Source organism: Burkholderia sp. Ax-1724 (assembly GCF_011752995.1).
In the GTDB taxonomy this organism is placed as follows: Bacteria; Pseudomonadota; Gammaproteobacteria; order Burkholderiales; family Burkholderiaceae; genus Paraburkholderia.
The window spans coordinates 53987-72493 of sequence record NZ_VWWL01000019.1 but is presented as its reverse complement, the minus strand read 5'-3'; the positions used below and the strand labels follow the sequence as shown (position 1 = coordinate 72493).

The 18507-nt window shown below is 65.2% G+C and carries 16 protein-coding genes; 3 read left to right on the top strand and 13 right to left on the bottom strand.

Going from position 1 to position 18507, the window contains the following annotated elements:
• The first annotated feature begins 19 nt into the window (after positions 1 to 19).
• Complete coding sequence (locus tag F3J19_RS22155; RefSeq protein ID WP_167045885.1) at positions 20 to 205, top strand: hypothetical protein; 186 nt, start codon at positions 20 to 22, stop codon at positions 203 to 205.
• Between the two features lie 76 nt (positions 206 to 281).
• Here F3J19_RS22155 and F3J19_RS22150 read toward each other — a convergent pair whose 3' ends face one another.
• A complete protein-coding gene (locus F3J19_RS22150; RefSeq protein ID WP_167046060.1) occupies positions 282 to 1280 on the bottom strand; it encodes an alpha/beta fold hydrolase in 999 nt (332 codons plus the stop codon).
• Between the two features lie 144 nt (positions 1281 to 1424).
• Complete coding sequence (locus F3J19_RS22145) at positions 1425 to 2915, bottom strand: NAD(P)/FAD-dependent oxidoreductase (RefSeq protein ID WP_167046057.1); 1491 nt, start codon at positions 2913 to 2915, stop codon at positions 1425 to 1427.
• Positions 2916 to 3176: 261 nt separating this feature from the next.
• On the opposite strand from F3J19_RS22145, the gene F3J19_RS22140 reads away from it, so the two are divergent.
• On the top strand, positions 3177 to 3863 hold the full coding sequence (locus F3J19_RS22140; RefSeq protein ID WP_167046054.1) for a TetR family transcriptional regulator: 687 nt from the start codon (positions 3177 to 3179) through the stop codon (positions 3861 to 3863).
• Positions 3864 to 3993: 130 nt separating this feature from the next.
• Here the strand turns inward: F3J19_RS22140 and F3J19_RS22135 are convergent, their stop codons facing one another.
• From F3J19_RS22135 to F3J19_RS22125, 3 genes are all read right to left on the bottom strand, one after another.
• Complete coding sequence (locus F3J19_RS22135) at positions 3994 to 5187, bottom strand: tetratricopeptide repeat protein (RefSeq protein ID WP_167046051.1); 1194 nt, start codon at positions 5185 to 5187, stop codon at positions 3994 to 3996.
• 190 nt (positions 5188 to 5377) lie between these two features.
• Positions 5378 to 6058, bottom strand: a complete 681-nt coding sequence (locus tag F3J19_RS22130) for a PspA/IM30 family protein (RefSeq protein WP_167046048.1) — start codon at positions 6056 to 6058, stop codon at positions 5378 to 5380.
• 471 nt (positions 6059 to 6529) lie between these two features.
• Positions 6530 to 7222 carry a hypothetical protein gene (locus F3J19_RS22125; protein ID WP_167046045.1) on the bottom strand — a complete coding sequence of 231 codons (693 nt, stop codon included), beginning with the start codon at positions 7220 to 7222 and terminating at the stop codon, positions 6530 to 6532.
• Positions 7223 to 7763: 541 nt separating this feature from the next.
• Between F3J19_RS22125 and F3J19_RS22120 the strand changes: the two genes are divergently transcribed.
• A complete protein-coding gene (locus F3J19_RS22120) occupies positions 7764 to 10265 on the top strand; it encodes a penicillin-binding protein 1A (protein ID WP_167046042.1) in 2502 nt (833 codons plus the stop codon).
• Positions 10266 to 10451: 186 nt separating this feature from the next.
• Here F3J19_RS22120 and F3J19_RS22115 read toward each other — a convergent pair whose 3' ends face one another.
• The 8 genes from F3J19_RS22115 to F3J19_RS22080 form a co-directional block, all read right to left on the bottom strand.
• A complete protein-coding gene (locus F3J19_RS22115) occupies positions 10452 to 10715 on the bottom strand; it encodes a hypothetical protein (RefSeq protein WP_167046039.1) in 264 nt (87 codons plus the stop codon).
• 2 nt (positions 10716 to 10717) lie between these two features.
• A complete protein-coding gene (locus F3J19_RS22110) occupies positions 10718 to 11026 on the bottom strand; it encodes a hypothetical protein (RefSeq protein WP_167046036.1) in 309 nt (102 codons plus the stop codon).
• Positions 11027 to 11070: 44 nt separating this feature from the next.
• The gene (locus F3J19_RS22105) at positions 11071 to 11307 is read right to left on the bottom strand and encodes a hypothetical protein (RefSeq protein WP_167046033.1); all 237 of its coding nucleotides are present in this window, start codon (positions 11305 to 11307) and stop codon (positions 11071 to 11073) included.
• Between the two features lie 166 nt (positions 11308 to 11473).
• On the bottom strand, positions 11474 to 11770 hold the full coding sequence (locus tag F3J19_RS22100; protein WP_167046030.1) for a hypothetical protein: 297 nt from the start codon (positions 11768 to 11770) through the stop codon (positions 11474 to 11476).
• A gap of 31 nt (positions 11771 to 11801) precedes the next feature.
• Entirely contained in the window at positions 11802 to 12065 is a 264-nt protein-coding gene (locus F3J19_RS22095; RefSeq protein WP_167046027.1) for a hypothetical protein, read from the bottom strand.
• A gap of 525 nt (positions 12066 to 12590) precedes the next feature.
• Complete coding sequence (locus tag F3J19_RS22090; protein WP_167046336.1) at positions 12591 to 14153, bottom strand: efflux transporter outer membrane subunit; 1563 nt, start codon at positions 14151 to 14153, stop codon at positions 12591 to 12593.
• Positions 14154 to 14167: 14 nt separating this feature from the next.
• On the bottom strand, positions 14168 to 17296 hold the full coding sequence (locus F3J19_RS22085) for an efflux RND transporter permease subunit (RefSeq protein WP_167046024.1): 3129 nt from the start codon (positions 17294 to 17296) through the stop codon (positions 14168 to 14170).
• Complete coding sequence (locus F3J19_RS22080; RefSeq protein WP_240159134.1) at positions 17293 to 18417, bottom strand: efflux RND transporter periplasmic adaptor subunit; 1125 nt, start codon at positions 18415 to 18417, stop codon at positions 17293 to 17295. The genes F3J19_RS22085 and F3J19_RS22080 overlap by 4 nt, the downstream gene beginning before the upstream one ends.
• Positions 18418 to 18507: the final 90 nt, after the last annotated feature.

Here is an 18507-nt window from a genome sequence, read left to right as displayed (position 1 = left end):
AGGACGTGCGGCGCGCCGCGTGCGCGGCGGCTATTTCTTTCTTCGACCGCTGTTGTGCGGACTGCTGTTTTTCCAACCGATGACCCTGCTCGAGTGCTTGGCGCGCGTGATGGACTGGGAGCCGCTTTACCGACTGTGGGAACTGATCGTGATGATCTGCAAGTTCCTGTGGGACCTGCTGCGGCTGCTGAGCGGCGGCGGCTGAGAGCGCCGGCCTGCGGCGGTGCCGGCAAGGCTGGCGGATCGATGCATCGGCTTAGACCGAGGCGCGGCGCGTTTCCTCAGGCCTGCACGTCCGCCTGGACCCGCGCATGAACCGCTGGCGTCCCCAGAAACGTGCGCAGATCGGAGAGCACGCGCTCGGGCGCTTCTTCCATCGGAATATGGCCGAGTTCCGCATACATGACCGATTGCGCGCCCGGAATGCGGCTCGCGAACTCGGCGGCATGGGCGGTCGGAATCCAGCGGTCTTTCGCGCCCCACAGCACGAGCGTGGGGACGTCGAGCGTTTTCAGCGCCTCGGTGTCGAGCGCGCGGAAGTCGAGCGTCGGCACCATCTTGCCGATCGCCGCGCGCGTGCCCTCGCCGTGGAAGAACTCGACGTAGCGGCGCAGCGTCAGCGGGTCGAGCTTGCGCGGATCGCCATACACGTTGCGCACCGCGCTTGTGACGATCACCTCGGGCAGCCACCACGGCGAACTGACGCGCACCAGCGAGCGGTTGAACAGGTCGATGTAGATCGGCAGTTTCATCGGAAAGCCGGCCGAATCGATCAGCACGAGCCGCTCGACGGCGCCGCGATGGCGCAGCGCGTAGTCCCATGCAATCAGGCCGCCGAGCGAATTGCCGATCAGCGTCGCGCGCGCGATGCCGAGCGCCTGCATGAACGTGTCGATGAAGCGGCGGTAGGTCGGCAGGTCCATCGTTTCGATCGCGCCGCTCGCCGAATGCAGCGGTCCCGTCACGCCGAACGGCGGCAGATCGAGACGGATCACGCGATGCGCGCGTTTCAGCTCGTCGGCGACACGGTTCCACGTATGCAGCGATGAAGCGAAGCCGTGAATCATCACGATCGTGCTGCCCTGGCCCGCGTCTTCGCTTGCACCTTCGTCCACGTAATGCACGTCGGCGCCCATGATCGTCACGAACTTCGAGCCGCTTTGCGTATAGCGCCGACGCAGTTCGTCGCGCGGCACGCTCGTGATGCCGAGACGCGCGGCGAGCGGGCGCCGCGGCAGCATCGCAGCGGAAGCGGATGAGGTGGAGCCGGTGTCTGCCATGTTCTTATCTCCCTGTGTTGTTAGTTGTTCGGTGTGGGTGTCGCTCGGGGGCCGCATGCTTTTCGCCAGTCACGCCTTGCCTGCGGCAGCCCGGCAGCAAGTAAAGCGCCAGGCCCGGCGCCAGGCAGGGCGGCACGCCCAGCCTCAACGCGCGAAGCGGTAATCCTCGGGCCGCACGCGCCGCGTGCGCCTGCGAAACGCGAACGTGAAGCCGGGCCAGATCGCCGTGACCTTGCCGCTATTCGTCTGATACCAGCTATGGCAGCCCGTGGTCCATACCGAGCGGCGCATGTCCTGTTGCAGACGCGCATTGAAATCGCGCTGCACGTAGGCGCGCACGGTCATCGTGCGAGCGTTCCGCCTGCGCAATACGCGCAGGCAATCGACGATGTATTGCAACTGCGACTCGATCATATAGATCATCGAGTTGTGGCCGAGCCCCGTATTCGGGCCGACGATCATGAAGAAGTTCGGAAAGTTCGCGATGCTCGTGCCGAGATAGGCTTCGGGACCGTCGCGCAGCCATAGCGTGCTCAGATCGGCGCCATCGAGTCCGCTCACTTCGAACGGCGCGCGCACGTCGTTGACCTGGAAGCCGGTGCCGCAAATGATCGCGTCCACCTGACGATGCACACCGTCTTCGGTCACGATGCCATCGGCGACGATCTCGCGAATGCCGCTCGTCACCACCTCGACGTTCGGCGCGCAAACCGCGGGGTAGTAGTCGCTCGACAGCAGGATGCGCTTGCAGCCGAGCCGGTAGTTCGGCGTCAGCTTCGCGCGCAGCGCCGGGTCGCGCACACGACGCTCGAGATAGCTGAGACCGAATTTCGTCGGCAGCTTCATGAGCTTCGGATTGACGACGAACGCCAGCGCGCGCGATTCGAGCTGCCAGTAGATGGCGCTGCGCACGAGACGCTGCGTGAACGGCAGCGCGCGGAATAGCCGCTGCATGCGCGGGCCGACGGCTTTGTCGGGCTTCGGCATGACCCACGGCGCGGTGCGCTGGAACAGATCGAGGTGCGCGACGCGCGGCTGGATTCTCGGCACGAACTGGATCGCGCTGGCCCCGGTGCCGATCACCGCGACGCGTTTGCCGTCGAGCGGATAGGCATGGTCCCAGCGCGCCGAATGAAACAGCTTGCCCGCGAAGCGTTCGATGCCCGCGATGCGCGGCAAGGCGGGACGCGAGAGCGGGCCGCTCGCGGCAATCAGCACGTCGGCCTCGACGGTTTCGCGTGTGCCGTTCGTATCGATGTCGACATGCCAGAGCTGCCGCGTGTCGTCGAAGCGCGCCGCGCTCACCTTCGCATTGCAGCGCACGTAGCGCTCGATGCCGTACTTGCGCGCGCAGTGCCGCAGATACGCGAGGATTTCGGCCTGACCGCTGAATGCGCGCGACCACGACGGGTTCGCTTCGAACGAAAACGAATAGAGATGCGAGGGGATGTCGCAGGCCGCGCCGGGGTAGGTGTTGTCGCGCCACGTGCCGCCGATATCGCTCGCGGCCTCGTAGATCGTGAACGACGCGATGCCCATCCGCAGCAGACGGATCGCCATGCCGATGCCGGCAAAGCCGCTGCCGACGATCGCAATGCGCGGCGTCGCGGATGAAGCGGAAGGGGCAGGCGTCACGGTGGTCTCCGGCATGGGGTGAAAGCGGTGTAGGACAGGTAGGGCGAATGGGTACGCCGACAGTTACGCCGACGGGTGTTCGTTCCGGTTGCGAACGTCGGGCCGAGGCGGGCAGCCTCTACGTCTACGCCTGTCTACACGCGCAGCGTAAAGCGCAGGGTAGACAACTGTACACATTGCGTCAAGATCGTTTAGAGTGCTGCTATCAAACGGACCCACGGCGGCACCTACCGTGGTACCCACTGTGGCACCTACAGCGTCATGCCCGAAAACCCCATGACCTCCTTCCCCGAAGCGGCGCTTCTCGCCGGCCAGGAATTGCCGCCCGGCAAACGCAAGTTGATCGAAGCCGCGCTGCGGCTGACCGCCGGCGGCCGCAGTTTCGCGAGCCTCGGCTTGCGCGAACTCGCGCGCGAGGCGGGGCTCAACCCGAACACGTTCTATCGCCATTTCAGCACGCTCGACGATCTGGCGCGCGAAGCCGTCGAATCGGTAAGCCGGCGTCTGCGGCCGATGCTGCGGCGCGAACGCTGGCTCGCCGCGCACGACGAACCGCATAGCGTGCCGCGTCGCGCCTGCCTGGCGTTCTTTGCGTTCGCGCAGGAAAACCGCGCGGCGTTTCTGAGCGCGCTCGCCGAATATCACGGCACCTCGCCGGCACTGCGCGAAGCGGTGCGCGCGAATCTGCACGAGGTGGCGGCGGAAATGGCGGACGACGTCGTGCAGCTCGACTTGATGCCACAGTTAGCGCGCGGGACCGTCGACGAAGTCTGCACGCAGGTCGTGCTGCAACTGTTTCATCTATCCGCTGAATACATCGACGCGAGTGCCGAGCGGCGCGACGCCTTGATCGATTATGCGGAGCGCTTCATCGTGCGGCTGTTCGCGGGGGCGGTACTGCTTGCGCAACACGCGGCCGGTAGCGCGGATGAGCCGGCGCAGGTTTGAGGTCGACGAATTCGCGCTGCGCAGCGCTCAGCAAAACCGGCCGGCAAAAAAACAGGCTCCTTCGCGAAGGAGCCTGTTTTCGTCGACGCGGGCCGCATGGCGACCCGCGATATCAGATCAGGGTCGGGGATCAGGTATCGGTCCAGCCGCCCGAATCGTCGTTGCTGCCCATGTCGATACCGCCGCCGCTGTTGTCGTTCCAGTCGTTCGAACCCTGACCGAAGTCGAGTCCGCCGCCGTTGCCGCCATCGTTGCCGCCATCGTTGCCGCGGCGGCGCAATTCGTCGTCGTCGACGATCACGTCGCGCTCCACCACGCGGTCGCGCCCATGGTTCAGCGCCTCGCCGAGCAGCACGCCGGTCAGGAGGCCGCCCATGCCGCCACCCATGCCGCCGCCTTGCTGCACGATGACCTGCGGCTGCTGCTGATACGGACCCTGCTGCGGATAAGGCGCCTGCGGGCTACCGAAGCGCTCGGCTTCCTGCGCATAGGCCGATTGCTGGCTGCCGGGCGCTGGTGCTGCGGCAGGATCGGGCCGGCCGTCGGCGCGCGCGCGCAAGCTCGCGATACGCTGTTCGAGTTCGTCGAGCTGATACGGCGGCAGCGGATTCTTGCCGTTCGAGAGCGTTTCGACGACGCCGCGCAACTGGTCTTCCGTCGCTTCGACTTCCTTTTCCAGCGCTTCATGACCCGGCGCGGTCGAAATCTTCACGTCGAGCTTGATCGAACGCACCGCGTTCAGCATGTCGGTTGCTCGCTTCAGTTGCGTGCGGCGCTCGTCGTCGGCGCGCGTGTCTTCCTGCGTGCGGGCGCGGCGCAAGGTCCAGCGCAGCACGAGCGCGATGATCGCGATCAGAATAAGGAGACCGATCCACATACCCACCCCCGGACCATGAGATTGTTGCGCTTGCGGCATCATCGCCGACGGTTGCTGCACAGCAGGCGCATTCTGCTGCGCGAACGGATTCGCGGCGTGACGGGTGACGTTGCCGCCCGCGTTTTCCGCATCGCGGCGCAGGCGTGCTTCGGTTTGCGCGAAACGGCCCGGGTCGGTGAAGCGGATCTGCGGATCGAGCGTCTTCGCCTGCTGCACCTGCGCGAGCGCGTCGCCGTAATGGCCTTCGCGATCGAGCACCTGCGCGTACAGGTAGTGCGCACGCGCGTTGTTCGGATGCGCCTGCAGCACTTCGGTGAGGCCGGCATCGGCCTGCTGCCAGTTGCCTTGCGACATCGCCGATTCGATCTGCTGCACCGTCGGCACCGCGAACGCGGCGGCCGAAACGAGCAGCAGCGAAGCGCAGGCGGTTGCGAGAAATTTTTTCATGTGCGGACCGGGCGCGGCGCGCCCGTCTCCTTCAGTCGATTGCGGTGGCCGCCATGAGCGGCCGGTATGCCGGCTCTGCCGCGAGCGGCGGTCCGGCAAGCACTGCGGTTGCCGCGCGTACCTCGAAGGCGCGGCGATTCACGTACACGTACCGCGGCACGCTCGCCACGGCACGCTGATCGCTGCACAATTACTGCGCCGGCGTGTTGAGCTGCTTCTTCAGCGCTTCGAGACGATCGTCGACGGACGGGCCGCGGTTCAGGTCCGCGAGCTTGTCGTCGAGCGCCTTGCCGCTTTTCTCGTCGGCGGAATTCAGGCGTGCGTCGGAACGCGCGTTCGACAGCGCGACCTTGTCTTCGAGCTTCTGGAAATCTTCGGACAGATTCTTGCCGCCGATGCCGCCCAGCGCGGTGGCCGCCGTATCCTTCGCCTGCGCGATCTGCTGCTTCGCCTGCAGGATGTTCGAGCGTGCGTTGAGGTCGTTGCGGCGCGTGCGCATGTCATCGATCTGGCTCTTCAGCTGCGAGACCGACGGCTCGAGCGAGGTCAGCTCCTTCGTCAGCGCATCGCGTTCGGCTTCGGCGGTGGCCTGCGCGCCGAGCGCTTCACGCGCGAGCGCCTCGTCGCCGGACTGCAGCGCGCGGCGCGCGCCGTCTTCGTATTTCTTCGCCTTGTCCGCGGCAACATCGCGCTTGCTCTGCTGAGTGGCGACCTGTGCCTGAATCTCGATCAGCGAGTTCTCGGCCTTGCCGATGCTGTCGTCGAGTTCGCGCACGATCTGGCGCGAGTCGCGCGACGGATCCTGCACCGAGTCGGCCGCATCGTTCAGAAGACCTTTGAGCGTGCGCGAAATGCTGTCAAAAAGCGACATGAAAACCTCCAGAGAATGTAAGCGGCGCCGACGATGTCCACGCGCCGCGACTGCCTTGAACTGCTACTTTACGCCGCCGCGCGCGATGCTGCGCAACGTTCGGACCGGAGTTCGGGGCGTACCGGCCAATTGCAATAGCGCGGCCCCGAATTGTTCGCGAGCATGGCTTGAATCGATGACGTTTCGATGAGCGAAAGCGCCTCGCGAGCCTGCACTTGACGGCGGATATTACACCATCGGCTTTGTCTCGAAATGGCTTGCGCGAGGCGGCTGCGCGCGGGTTTTGCCGGGCGGCGGAGGCTGTTGTCGTAGTTGCGGTATCGGTGTGGCGGCCCAGGTTGCCGACGGCTGGTCATGTGTCATGCGCCGATGTAACGATCTGCAACAGAGAGCGGTTTCTTGAGGCGTTTTGCGCGTGCTTTGTGCATAGCGACGCAGCATCGGGCGGGCGTCATGCGTGGTGATTGCCGTTCACGCGAAGCGGCCGCCTTCCGTGCTGGTGTCGCTGCGCGGTTCGTCGTCGTCGCTGGCTTTGTCGAGGCGGCGGCGCTTTAGCGAGTTGCGCAGCGGTGCCGCAGAGCCGGGCTGCGGCTGCGATGGCGGCGAGTCGTCGGCTTCGGCTGCTCGGGCCGCCGTGAGTCGCGCGACGGCTTCGGCGGTGGCCGCGGCCTGCTCGTCCTGTTCGGCCGCGAGTGCCGCGGCGACGCCGGCGGGCAGCAGGGAGGCGGGGTGGTCCCCGGTGGATGGGGGCGCTAAGGCATGCCCGGTTGACGGAGCGCGTGTCGCGTCGCCAGTGCTTGAGGCATGGGCTGAATCGGCGGCTGCGGGCACGCTGTTCACCGACCCGGCGGCACTCGCAGCATGGCCCGGCGCCTTGGCGTCGTTTGCCTTGTGAGGCACACTCGCGGGTGTCGTCGCTCGCGCATGCCGCGTTCCGCGCGCGACGCGTTGCAGCGCCGCGTTCAGCGCATCGGGCGCGCGCGGTGCGCGCAGCCGGTCGACGATGCTCGCCGCCTTGACCTGCTCGCTTGTCGCGCCGAAGCTCAGCACTGCGCGCCGCATCAGTTCGCTCACGCTGATGCCCAGATCCTCCGCGGTCTGGGTGATGGCGCGCTTCTGCGCGGTCGTGACGAATACGACGATGCGCTCGCTGGGCTTGGTCATGATCGGCTCGCAGGCTTGTTGGCATGAGTGGGGCACGGCGTGCATCCGGCGCCGTGCGTCCGAGCTGTGCATTCACGGTACGTCGGCACGTGCGCGGAACAGGGCCGGGCGCGCCGGCTTCATCATATGACGAGTTGCCCGGATACGAAATGTTCGTTGCACGAAAATCCCGTGACATCAATGAGTTGTAGCGTTTCCAGGCAGTTTGTCCACAGCCCTTTCAACATTTTCTGTTGATAACCTCGCATAAATTGCCGGTCGCGCGCGGCTCGCACCATGCGCTTCCCGAAATTACAGGTCCTTGCCTTGGCGCGCCGCTTCACGAAGGGAATTCTTACAAAAAAACTGCGTTGAATCTCGGCCGATTTATTTAAAATGTGCTGTTACGTTGCGCCGGACAGGGTTCGAGGCGTGCCGTGCGGCCGGCCGGGGGCAAGGTCCGCGCGGCGGCGTACGCCGAGGCCCGGATGCTCGATCACGACCCAGGCGCGCATCGCGAGCGCGCGGACAGGCGTGCGGTTGCACGCCCACTATTCAAGTCATGCCAATCATCAAACGACCGCATTCCTCCCATTCTCCGGCCGGTGAAGACCGGGACTCCCGCCAACGCACTCCAGGTCGCAATGCCGCTTCGCGTGACGTGGGGCGCGGCCGCCGCTCGTTCGGCACGTCGTTCGTGCTGTGGTTCTTCGGCCTGATCGCGACCGCCGTCGTGGTGGGGGCGCTGATCGTCGGCTATGCGCTCGTCGTGATGGGGCCGCAACTGCCGTCGCTCGACGCGCTGACCGACTATCGCCCGAAGGTGCCGCTGCGCGTCTATACCGCGGACCACGTGCTGATCGGCGAATTCGGCGAGGAGCGGCGCAGCCTCGTGCGCTTTCAGGACATTCCGGACCAGATGAAAAAAGCGGTGCTCGCGATCGAGGACTACCGCTTCTACGAACACGGCGGGGTCGACTTCGTCGGCATCCTGCGCGCCGGTTTCGCCGACCTCGCGCACGGCGGCGCCTCGCAGGGCGCGAGCACGATCACGATGCAGGTCGCGCGCAACTTCTTCCTTTCCAGCGAGAAGACCTACACGCGCAAGATCTACGAGATGCTGCTCGCCTACAAGATCGAGCGCGCGCTCACGAAAGACCAGATTCTCGAGCTGTACATGAACCAGATCTATCTGGGCGAGCGCGCGTACGGCTTTGCCGCGGCCGCGCGCGTGTACTTCGGCAAGGACCTGAAGGACATCACGCTCGCCCAGGCCGCGATGCTCGCGGGCCTCCCGAAGGCGCCGTCCGCGTATAACCCGGTCGTCAATCCGAAGCGCGCGAAGATCCGTCAGGAGTACATCCTGCGGCGCATGCTCGAGCTGAACTACATCACGCAGCAGCAGTACGACGAGGCGATCAAGGAAGAGATTCACACCAAGAACCCGGGCAACGAGTACAGCGTGCACGCCGAGTACGTCGCCGAAATGGTGCGGCAGATGATGTACGCGCAGTACAAGGACGAGACCTATACGCGCGGCCTGAACGTCACGACCACGATCGACTCCGCCGATCAGGACGCCGCGTATCACGCGGTGCGCAAGGGCGTGATGGACTACGAGCGGCGCCACGGCTATCGCGGACCGGAGGGCTTCGTGCAACTGCCCGCGGCCGGCGACGATCGCGATCAGACCATCGACGACGCGCTCACCGATCATCCGGACAACGGCGAGATCATCGCGGGCGTCGTGACCGATGCGAGCGCGAAGCAGGTGGCCGCGCAACTGGTGGACGGCACCCAGGTGACGGTGACGGGCGACGGTCTGCGCTTCGTCGCGGCGGCATTGAGCCCGCGCGCGTCGGCAACGCTGCGCATCAGGCCGGGCTCGATCGTGCGCCTGATGGCCGACGACAAGGGCAACTGGCAGATCACGCAGCTGCCGCAGGTGGAAGGCGCGCTCGTGTCGCTGACGCCGCAGGACGGCGCGATTCGCGCGCTGATCGGCGGCTTCGACTTCAACAAGAACAAGTTCAACCACATCACGCAGGCCTGGCGCCAGCCCGGTTCGAGCTTCAAGCCGTTCATCTATTCGGCCGCGCTCGACAAGGGGCTCGGACCGGCGACGATCATCAACGACGCGCCGCTGTACTTCCCGCCGAGCACGCCGGGCGGCGACGCGTGGGAGCCGAAGGACGACGATCAGCCTGATGGCCCGATGCCGATGCGCCTCGCGTTGCAGAAGTCGAAGAATCTCGTGTCGATCCGCATCCTGTCGTTCATCGGCACGAAGTACGCGCAGGACTTCGTCACGCAGCGCTTCGGCTTCGACCCCGACAAGACCCCGCCGTATCTGCCGATGGCGCTCGGCGCGGGCCTCGTCACGCCGTTGCAGTCGGCGGGCGCGTACTCGGTGTTCGCGAACGGCGGCTACCGGATCAACCCGTATCTGATCAGCGAAGTGACCGATGCGCGCGGCGTGCCGATCTCGCGCGCGCAGCCGCTCGTCGCCGGCCGCGACGCGCCGCGCACGCTCGAGCCGCGCAACGCGTACATCATGAACAGTCTGCTGCATTCGGTCGCGACCGCGGGCACCGGCGCGGGCACCAACGTGCTGCATCGCTCGGACCTGCAGGGCAAGACCGGCACGACCAACGACGCCAAGGACGGCTGGTTCGCCGGCTATCAGCAGTCGCTCGTCGCGGTCGCGTGGATGGGCTACGACCAGCCGAAGAGTCTCGGCAGCCGCGAATTCGGCGCGCAGCTCGCGCTGCCGATCTGGGTCGAATACATGCAGCGCGCGTTGCGCGGCGTGCCGCAGGCGGAGCCGCCGCAGCCCGATGGCGTGACCGCGATGGACGGCGAACTGTTCTTCACCGACATGCTGCCGGGACATGGCTTCGTCGCGAGCATCGGCCTCGACTCGGGCACCCCGACGGCGGGCGCGAGCGACGCGGTCGGCGGAGTGGGGCCGGCCGGCATGACGCCGCCGGCGGTGCCGCCGCCGAGCGTGTCGTCGAGCGAGAAGAAGCAGATCATGGATCTGTTCGAGACGAACAAGCCTTGAGGTTGTGGTTCTGAGCCGGCGCGGCTTTCGTGGTGTTTTGACGAGGGCTGCGTTGGCTGTGGGGTTGGGCGGATTGAGGAAGGGCAGGTAGTTGTGAGCTACCGTGGGGTTGCTTCGTCGTATAGAAAGACCACGGCAGGATCACGCACCTTCAATATTCCCTGCACGGGTTGTTCATCATGATCGTCAGGGCAGCGGGAATTGATCCGGCTTCACGCACAGGCGCTTTTTGATCTCGGGGCGGTAGATCGAGAGGATGCCGAGCGCTGTTGCGCCGAGTCGGTTCGCGATGTTTTCTGTCAATTCTCCGCCGGGAATATCTTCGAGGCGCCATGGCGCAATGACATTTTTTCCGCGCAACGCGGCAAGGTCTGCATCCTTAACCGAGAAAACTTCGAGTTGCTGCAATTCCGGGTTATACGAAACAACAAACGATTTTGCGGTGACCATAATTACTCCGTGGCTGGTTGCGTTGGCGTCCAGTTGATCGGCTCCGCAGTTGTGATCTGAAGGCGCTTACGAAGATCGTCGTGTACGCCCGCCTGCATCAGTATCGCCAGTGCACCTAGTTTGCGGGCATCTTCATCATCGATCGGCTGCGAACTATGCTCCTGTGCATCGGGGGGAATCGTCATCCCGCCGCTACGGGCCAATTCGCGATCAATGACTGACTGCACTTCGCGCCTAAAAACGGTGCATATCCTCAATTGCCGTGTTTCTTCGTCGTAGAAAACGATTGTCGCGCGGGGAGGCTTAGGCATGTCAGTATCCTCTGCAACTCTGGTAATTGGAAAACGCGCGCTGCTTATTCATCAGTCGTGGTTGGCGCCGGAGTAACTTTGATATGTGGTTTCAAATCGGGATTGGACAGCGCTAACAGATTTAGCGTTGCACCGCCGAATCGTCGTGCGAACTCGTCGTCCAGTGAGTAACCGTAGTTGGCGAGAGGCAATTCCATAGGAAAGAGACGTTGAGTCACGGCCAGTATCTTTTCAACGTCCAAGGTATACGAGATGAGCGCCTGCTTTTCTTCGGACCACATGACGACGACACATCGCTTGTTTGGGTGGCTTGCCATTAATAGTTTCTACATTGATCCGGCCCATTTTCATGTCGAGGCTAGCTCTGAAATGTATGTTGTGGGCACAGTACATAAGCCCAGGAGTATCGATACATGTTCTCTGCTATTACGCATGCGCCCGTTCCGGTTACTTTTCGTCGCACTGAGGCGGCTCGGGATGCCCGATTGAGTTCGGATGAGGGGTGACGCTGATGTATTGCTTCAATTCCGGTTGATGCACGGCCAGAAGGCCGAAGATAACGCCTCCGATGGTTCGGGCCGATTCATCATCAAGTTTGAAGTCAACATCTTCAAGAAGCCATGGAACAATCAGGGCGGAATCCATCCGTCTGGCAAGCGAGTCCCGATACAGCGTGCAAATTTTCAGTGCCTGTTGATCTTCGTCGTAAGCGATGACGACGCATCGCGGTGGCCTTTTTTCCATCTCAATCCCGTCCTCTCAAACTGACCAGCCGTCACGGCAGCGGGAATTGATCCGGCTTCACGCGCAGGCGCTCTTTAAGCCCGGGGTGGTAGATCGAGAGGATGCCGAGAGCACATGCCCCGAGGCGATTGGCGACGTTCTCGGTCAGCTCACCGCCTGGAATGGCATCAAGACGCCACGGAGCGACGACGGCGTTCTCACGCAGCGGCGTGAGGTCTGAGTCTTTGAGCGAGCACATTTCGAATTGCTGAAGTTCCTCGTTGAATGAGACGACGAAAGAGTGTGGTGTGGGCATGACCTGGAATCCCCCGCATTGGTTGTTGAGTCGGAACGCCGTCCATACCCAAGTCAGATCAGCGGGCAAACGTATCATGGCGTCGAATCGCGTATGACAAAAGAATGAGGCCCCGAAACCGCTGCAAATGCTGAAGTACATCTCTGGCAGCCTCGGGAGCGCACTTCGTGGCAATTGACGATAGCGTGCAACATTGTGGGAGACTGTTATCGTCCTGGTCGATGTATTGCTTGGTTCGCAGCCAGGAATTGATCCGGGCCCTTACCAGGCCGTAGGTCTATTTCCATGGGACATCGGGCGACCGACGATCGGGCATGACCGGAAGTAAAACCCCGAAGCCTCGCCGTTGAGCGACAGCGGCACCAATACTTGCCCGTCAGAGAATCAGATCGACAGGCTCATTTCGCGCCGCCCGGACAAATCCCCGTTCGTTCAATGCGTTAGTGCGCTTGTCAGAGAGTTTTCAACAGGCTCTTCAACATAAACTGGGGATAAGTACGCCATGCTCCCTACGGAATCCCATGTTTAGTTCGGCACGTTGGCATTTGTCGCCGTATCCGACGCCGCCGCAGCCGCAGCCGCAGGCAACGACGCTCCCACCTCACTCACCGGCGGATTACCCATCGCCTGAAACAGCGCCGCCGTGTCGGTCAGCCGCGCGCTCGTATAGCGGATCTCGTCGAGCTGCGCATTGCGCCACTGTTGTTCGCTCGAGCGCGTCGATGCAACGGGCAGCGCGCCGAGCCGGTAGCGCGCCGACGTCTCGTTGAACACGCCCTGTGCCGAGCGCGCGGCGACGTTGGCCGCATCGAGCGATTGCGCGTCGTGATCGAGTGCGGCGAGCGTATCGGCGACGTTCTGGAACGCGGCGAGCACGGTCTGCTTGTACTGCGAGACCGTGGCCTCGTAGGTGTCCTGGGCCGCGCGGCGCTGCGCGAAGAGCGCACCGCCATGAAACAGCGGCTGCGACAGCGACGCGCCGAGGCTCCAGATCGCGCCCGCGCCCGACAGCGCGACCGGCCAGCTAAAGCCGCCTTGTCCCATCGACGCCGACAGCGACAGGCTCGGGAACATCTGCGCGGTCGCCACGCCGACGTCGACCGCCGCGGCCTTCAGCGCGGCGTCGGCGGCCTGAATATCGGGCCGCGAACGCAGCAGTTCCGAGGGCACCACGACCGGCACCTGCTCGGGCAGATGCAACTGCGCGAGATCGAGATCGGCGGGCGCGGTGTCCGGCGTGCGGCCGAGCAGCACCGCGAGCGCGTGGCGCGTCGTCAGCCATTGCTGCTTCAGCGCCGGCAGACTCGCCGACACGCTGGCCGCGCTCTGCTGCGCGTTCAGCAGATCGGCATGCGATACCGCGCCGAGTTCATAGCGCCGCGCGGTGTCGCGCGCCTGATCGTTGGCGAGGCTCACGAGCCGTTCGGTCGTGTCGATCTGCGCGTGCAACGCGGCACTCGTGAGCGCTGCGCTCACGATGTTCGCGGCCAGCGCGCGGCGTGCGGCATCGAACTGATAGACCTGCACGTTCACGCGCGCGGCAAGTGCCGCGTTCGCGAGGCGCGCGGCGCCGAACAGGTCGAAGGTGTAATGCGCCTGCAACTGGCCGACGAACACGTTGTACAGAAACGTGTTCGGCCCGGCTTCGGGAATCGCGAGCGCGCGATTGCGCATCGCCTGGCCGCCCGCGTCGATGGTCGGCAGCAGCGAACTGCCGACCTGCGCGCGCAACTGCTCGCGCGCGGCGGCGAGACTGCGGTCGGTGGCCGCGAGCGTCGGACTGTTGCGCAGGCCTTCGTCGACGAGCGCGTTCAGCGCATCCGAGCGGTATAGCTTCCACCACTCGGGCACCGGCTGCGCGCCGCTCACGAACTGCTGCGCGACGCCTTGCGCGGGCACGGTTTGCGTCGGCAATGCTTCGGCGCCGTAGTGCGCGGGCTGCGGCATCGCGGGCGGCTCGCCGCTCGGTCCGAACGCGCAGGCGGCGAGCAGGCAGGTGACGCTTGCGATGCTCGCGGCGAGCGGGATGCGCGGGATGCGGGCCCGCGCATCGAAGCGCGGGCGGCGAGGGAGTGCGGGAGTCGCCATGCGGGTGCTCATGCTCAGTTTCCGGTATGCGCGCCGCCGGAGCCGGCGGGCGTCGGCGGCTCGCGCTCGTCGGTCCGCACGCGGAACGACGCGGCATACAGCGCGGGCAGATAGAACAGCGTGAGGATCGTCGCGCTCGTGATGCCGCCCATCAGCGCGGTCGCCATCGGCCCGAAGAAGTTCGAGCGCAGGAGCGGGATCAGCGCGAGCACGGCCGCCGCGGCGGTCAGCGTGATCGGCCGGAAGCGCCGCACGGTCGCGCCGACGATCGCATCGAAACGCTTGTGTCCCGCGGCGATGTCCTGTTCGATCTGATCGACGAGAATCACCGAGTTGCGCATGATGATGCCGAACATCGCAATCACGCCGAGCATCGCGACGAAGCCGAACGGCTGGCCGAACAGCAGCAAGGTGAGCACGACGCCGATCAGCCCGAGCGGCGCGGTCAGCACGACCATCAGCACGCGCGCGAAGCTTTGCAGCTGGATCATCAGCAGCGTCAGCACCGCGATCACCATGATCGGAATCTGCGCGTTGATCGAGGTTTGTCCCTTCGCGCTTTCCTCGACCGAGCCGCCGATCTCGATGCGGTAGCCGACCGGCAGCGTCGCGCGGATCGGTGCGAGCGCGCGGTCCACCGCGTGCGTGACGTCGATGCCTTGCGCACCGGCCGCGACGTCGGATTGCACGGTGATGGTCGGCTGGCGGTCGCGTTCCCAGATCACGCCGTATTCGAGGTCGTTGCGCAGCGTCCCAAGCGTGCCGAGCGGCACCGGGCCGTTCGGCGTCGGCATCGCGAGCGCGGTCAGTTGCGACGGGTCGACGCGCTCGGCGCGCGGCGCGCGCAGATCGACGCTGATCAGCTTGTCGCGTTCGCGATACTGCGTGACCGTGTAGCCCGAGAGCGTCATCGCAAGGAAGCTCGAAATGTCTTCGGACGTCACACCCAGTTCGCGCGCGCGTTTCTGGTCGATCTCGAAGTGCGCCGAGCGCTCGGCCGGTTCGTCCCAGTCGAACTGCACGTTGCGGGTGCCGTTGTTCGCGCGCATCGCCGCGGCGACGCGCTCGGCGATTGAGCGCACGGTCGCGATGTCGTCGCCGCTCACGCGGAACTGCACCGGATAGCCGACCGGCGGTCCGTTTTCGAGGCGCGACAGGCGCGTGCGGATCGCCGGGAAGTGGTCGCGCAATTGCGGTTCGAGCCACTGCGCGAGCTTCTCGCGATCCTTGACCGACTTCGCCGTGACCACGAACTGCGCGAAATTGGGCTGCTGCAATTGCTGATCGAGCGGCAGATAGAAACGCGGCGCGCCAGTGCCGACGAAGCTGACCGTGTGGTCGATCTCGGGGCGGCCTGCGAGCGTTTTTTCCAGGCGCTCGGCCTGGCGCAGCGTCGCGTCGAACGACGCGCCTTCGGGCAGCCGCACGTCGATCAGCAATTCCGGCCGGTCCGAACTCGGGAAGAACTGCTGCGGCACGAGCGAGAAGCCGGCCATCGCGAGCACGAACAGCAGCACCGTGATCGCGAGCACGACGAAGCGCCGCTCGATGCACCAGCCGATCCAGTCGCGCAGACGCGTATAGAAGCGCGTGTCGTAGATGTCGTGTTCGTGATCGTCGGGCTCGTGCGCATGGCGCTTGCGCTCGGGCAGCATGTGATAGCCGAGCAGCGGAATCAGCACGACCGCCGCGAGCCACGACGCGATCAGCGCGATCGCCGAGACCTCGAAGATCGAGCGCGTGTATTCGCCCGTGCTCGATTTCGCGAGCGCGATCGGCAGGAAGCCGGAGACGGTCACGAGCGTGCCGGTCAGCATCGGAAACGCGGTGCTCGTGTAGGCGAAGGCCGCGGCGCGCGCGCGGTTCCAGCCTTGTTCGAGCTTGACCGACATCATCTCGACCGCGATGATCGCATCGTCGACGAGCAGCCCGAGCGCGAGCACGAGCGTGCCGAGCGACACCTTGTGCAGGCCGATGTCGAACAGGTACATGCACAGCGCGGTGACGGCGAGCACGACCGGAATCGAGATCACGACGACCATGCCGGTGCGCACGCCGAGCGACACGAGGCTCACGATCAGCACGATCGCGACCGCCTCGGCGACGGCTTCGAGGAAGTCGTCGACCGAGCGCGCGACCGCGTGCGGCATGCTCGACACTTCGACGAGCCTGAGGCCCGCGGGCAGCGCCGCGCGCAATTGCGTCATCTGCCGGTCGAGCGCCTGGCCGAGACGGATCACGTCGCCGCCCGGCTGCATCGTCACGCCGATGCCGAGCACCGGTTTGCCGCCGAAGCGCATCTGCGTGACGATGGGATCGTCGTAGCCGCGCTTGATCGTGGCGATATCGCCGAGACGGAACGTGCGGTTGTTGATGCGGATCAGCGTGTCGGCGAGTGCGTTGACGTCGTTGAACTGGCCGCTCGGGCGCACGAATACGCGGTCGTCGGTGGTGGTCAAGGTACCCGCAGGCGCGATCGTGTTCTGCGCGTTGATCGCCTGACCGAGTTGCTGCGGCGAAATGCCAAGACGCGTGAGTTGCGTGTTGGCGATCTCGATGTAGATGTGCTGATCGGGGTCGCCGAAATAATCGACCTTGCCGACGCCCGGCACGCGCAGCAGCACCGTGCGCAACTGGTCCGCGTAATCGTGCAGTTGCGCGGGGGAAAAGCCGTCGCCTTCGAGCGTGTAGATGTTCGTGTAGACGTCGCCGAACTCGTCGTTGAAGAACGGTCCCTGAATGCCGGGCGGCAAGGTCGACGCGATATCGTCGACTTTCTTGCGCACCTGGTACCATGTTTCGGGTACCTGACTAACCGGCGCCGAGTCTTTCATCGAGAAGAAGATCAGCGATTCGCCCGGGCGCGAATAGCTGCGCACGAAGTCGATGTAGGGCGTTTCCTGCAGCTTGCGGCCGATGCGATCGGTCAACTGCTCCTGCACCTGGCGCGCGGTGGCGCCGGGCCAGAAGGTGCGGATCACCATCACGCGGAACGTGAAGGGCGGGTCTTCGGATTGCGCGAGGCGCGTGTACGCGAGCACGCCGAATGCGGTGGCGAGCGCAATCAGGAACACGACCAGCGCCTGGTGGCGCAGCGCCCATGCGGACAGGTTGAAGCGTCCCTCTTCATGCGGCGTGCTCATGAAGCGAAGTCCTCGGGATGCAGCGGCGCGATCGTGCGGACCTTCTCGCCCGCGCTCACGGTGTGCACGCCTTGCAGCACGACGCTTTCGCCGTCCTTCAACCCTTCGCTGACGACGATCGTGCGCTCGTTGTAGCGCACGATCGTCACGCGGCGCAGTTCGAGCGTGTTGTCCGCGGCGCGCACGACCCAGACGGCCGGCTGCTGGCTGTCGTGAAACAGCGCGGTGACGGGCAGCGAGAAGAGGCCGTGCTGCGCGGCTGCCGTGGCGAGCGGCAGGGCGGGCGTAACGTCGGCGGTCATGCCGAGCCGCACGTCCGGGCCGGCATCGGCAAGCGTGAGCCTTGCGCGCCAGGTGCGGCTTTGCGGATCGGCGGCGGGCGAGAGTTCGCGCACGCGCGCACTGAACTGGCGGCCCGGCAGCGCGGCCAGCGTAACGCTCGCGCTTTGCCCGACCGCGAACGCGGCGAGCGCGCTTTCCGGCACGTCGCATAGCACGTCGGTGTCGCCGCTCCACGCGAGGTTGTAGACGGCCTGGCCCGCCGATACGTTCTGGCCGGTGTCGGCCTGTTCCGCCGTGATGACGCCCGCATGACCGGCGACGAGCGTGGTGTACTGCAACTGGTTCTTCGCGAGCGCCAACTGCTGCTGCGCCTGATCGCGTTGCGCCTGCGCGGACGAGTAGGCGTTGCTGGTCTGCTCCAGTTGCGCCGGGGCGATCAGGTTCTCTTTCGCTTGGGCCTTGTCGCGCTCGAATTGCTGTTGCGCATAGACGAGATTGTGTTGCGCGGCGTCGAGTTGCGCCTGCGCGCTGGCGGCGCTTTTCTGCGCATCGGCGGGATCGAGCAGGGCGACGACCTCGCCGTTTTTCACGACATCGCCGAGCCGCACGCGCCGCTCGATGATCTTGCCGCCGACCCGAAACGACAGCGGCGTCGAATAGCGCGCCTGCACTTCGCCGGGCAGCGACGCCGCCTGCAGCGCCTCGCCGTCCGCATGCACGGCGAGCGCGACCACTGGACGCGGCGCGGGTGCCGCGGCTTCTTTCTTCGAGCAGGCCGCGAGGAGCGCCGCGCCTGCCAGCACGACGGCGCACGTGCGGAGCAGGAGGCCATGACGCATGGGCGGGGGAGACTGCTGGCGCATCGCAGACGATGCGGGAGAACCGGGACGCTTCACAATTACCCCAACTGGAGACAGCGAACGAACACG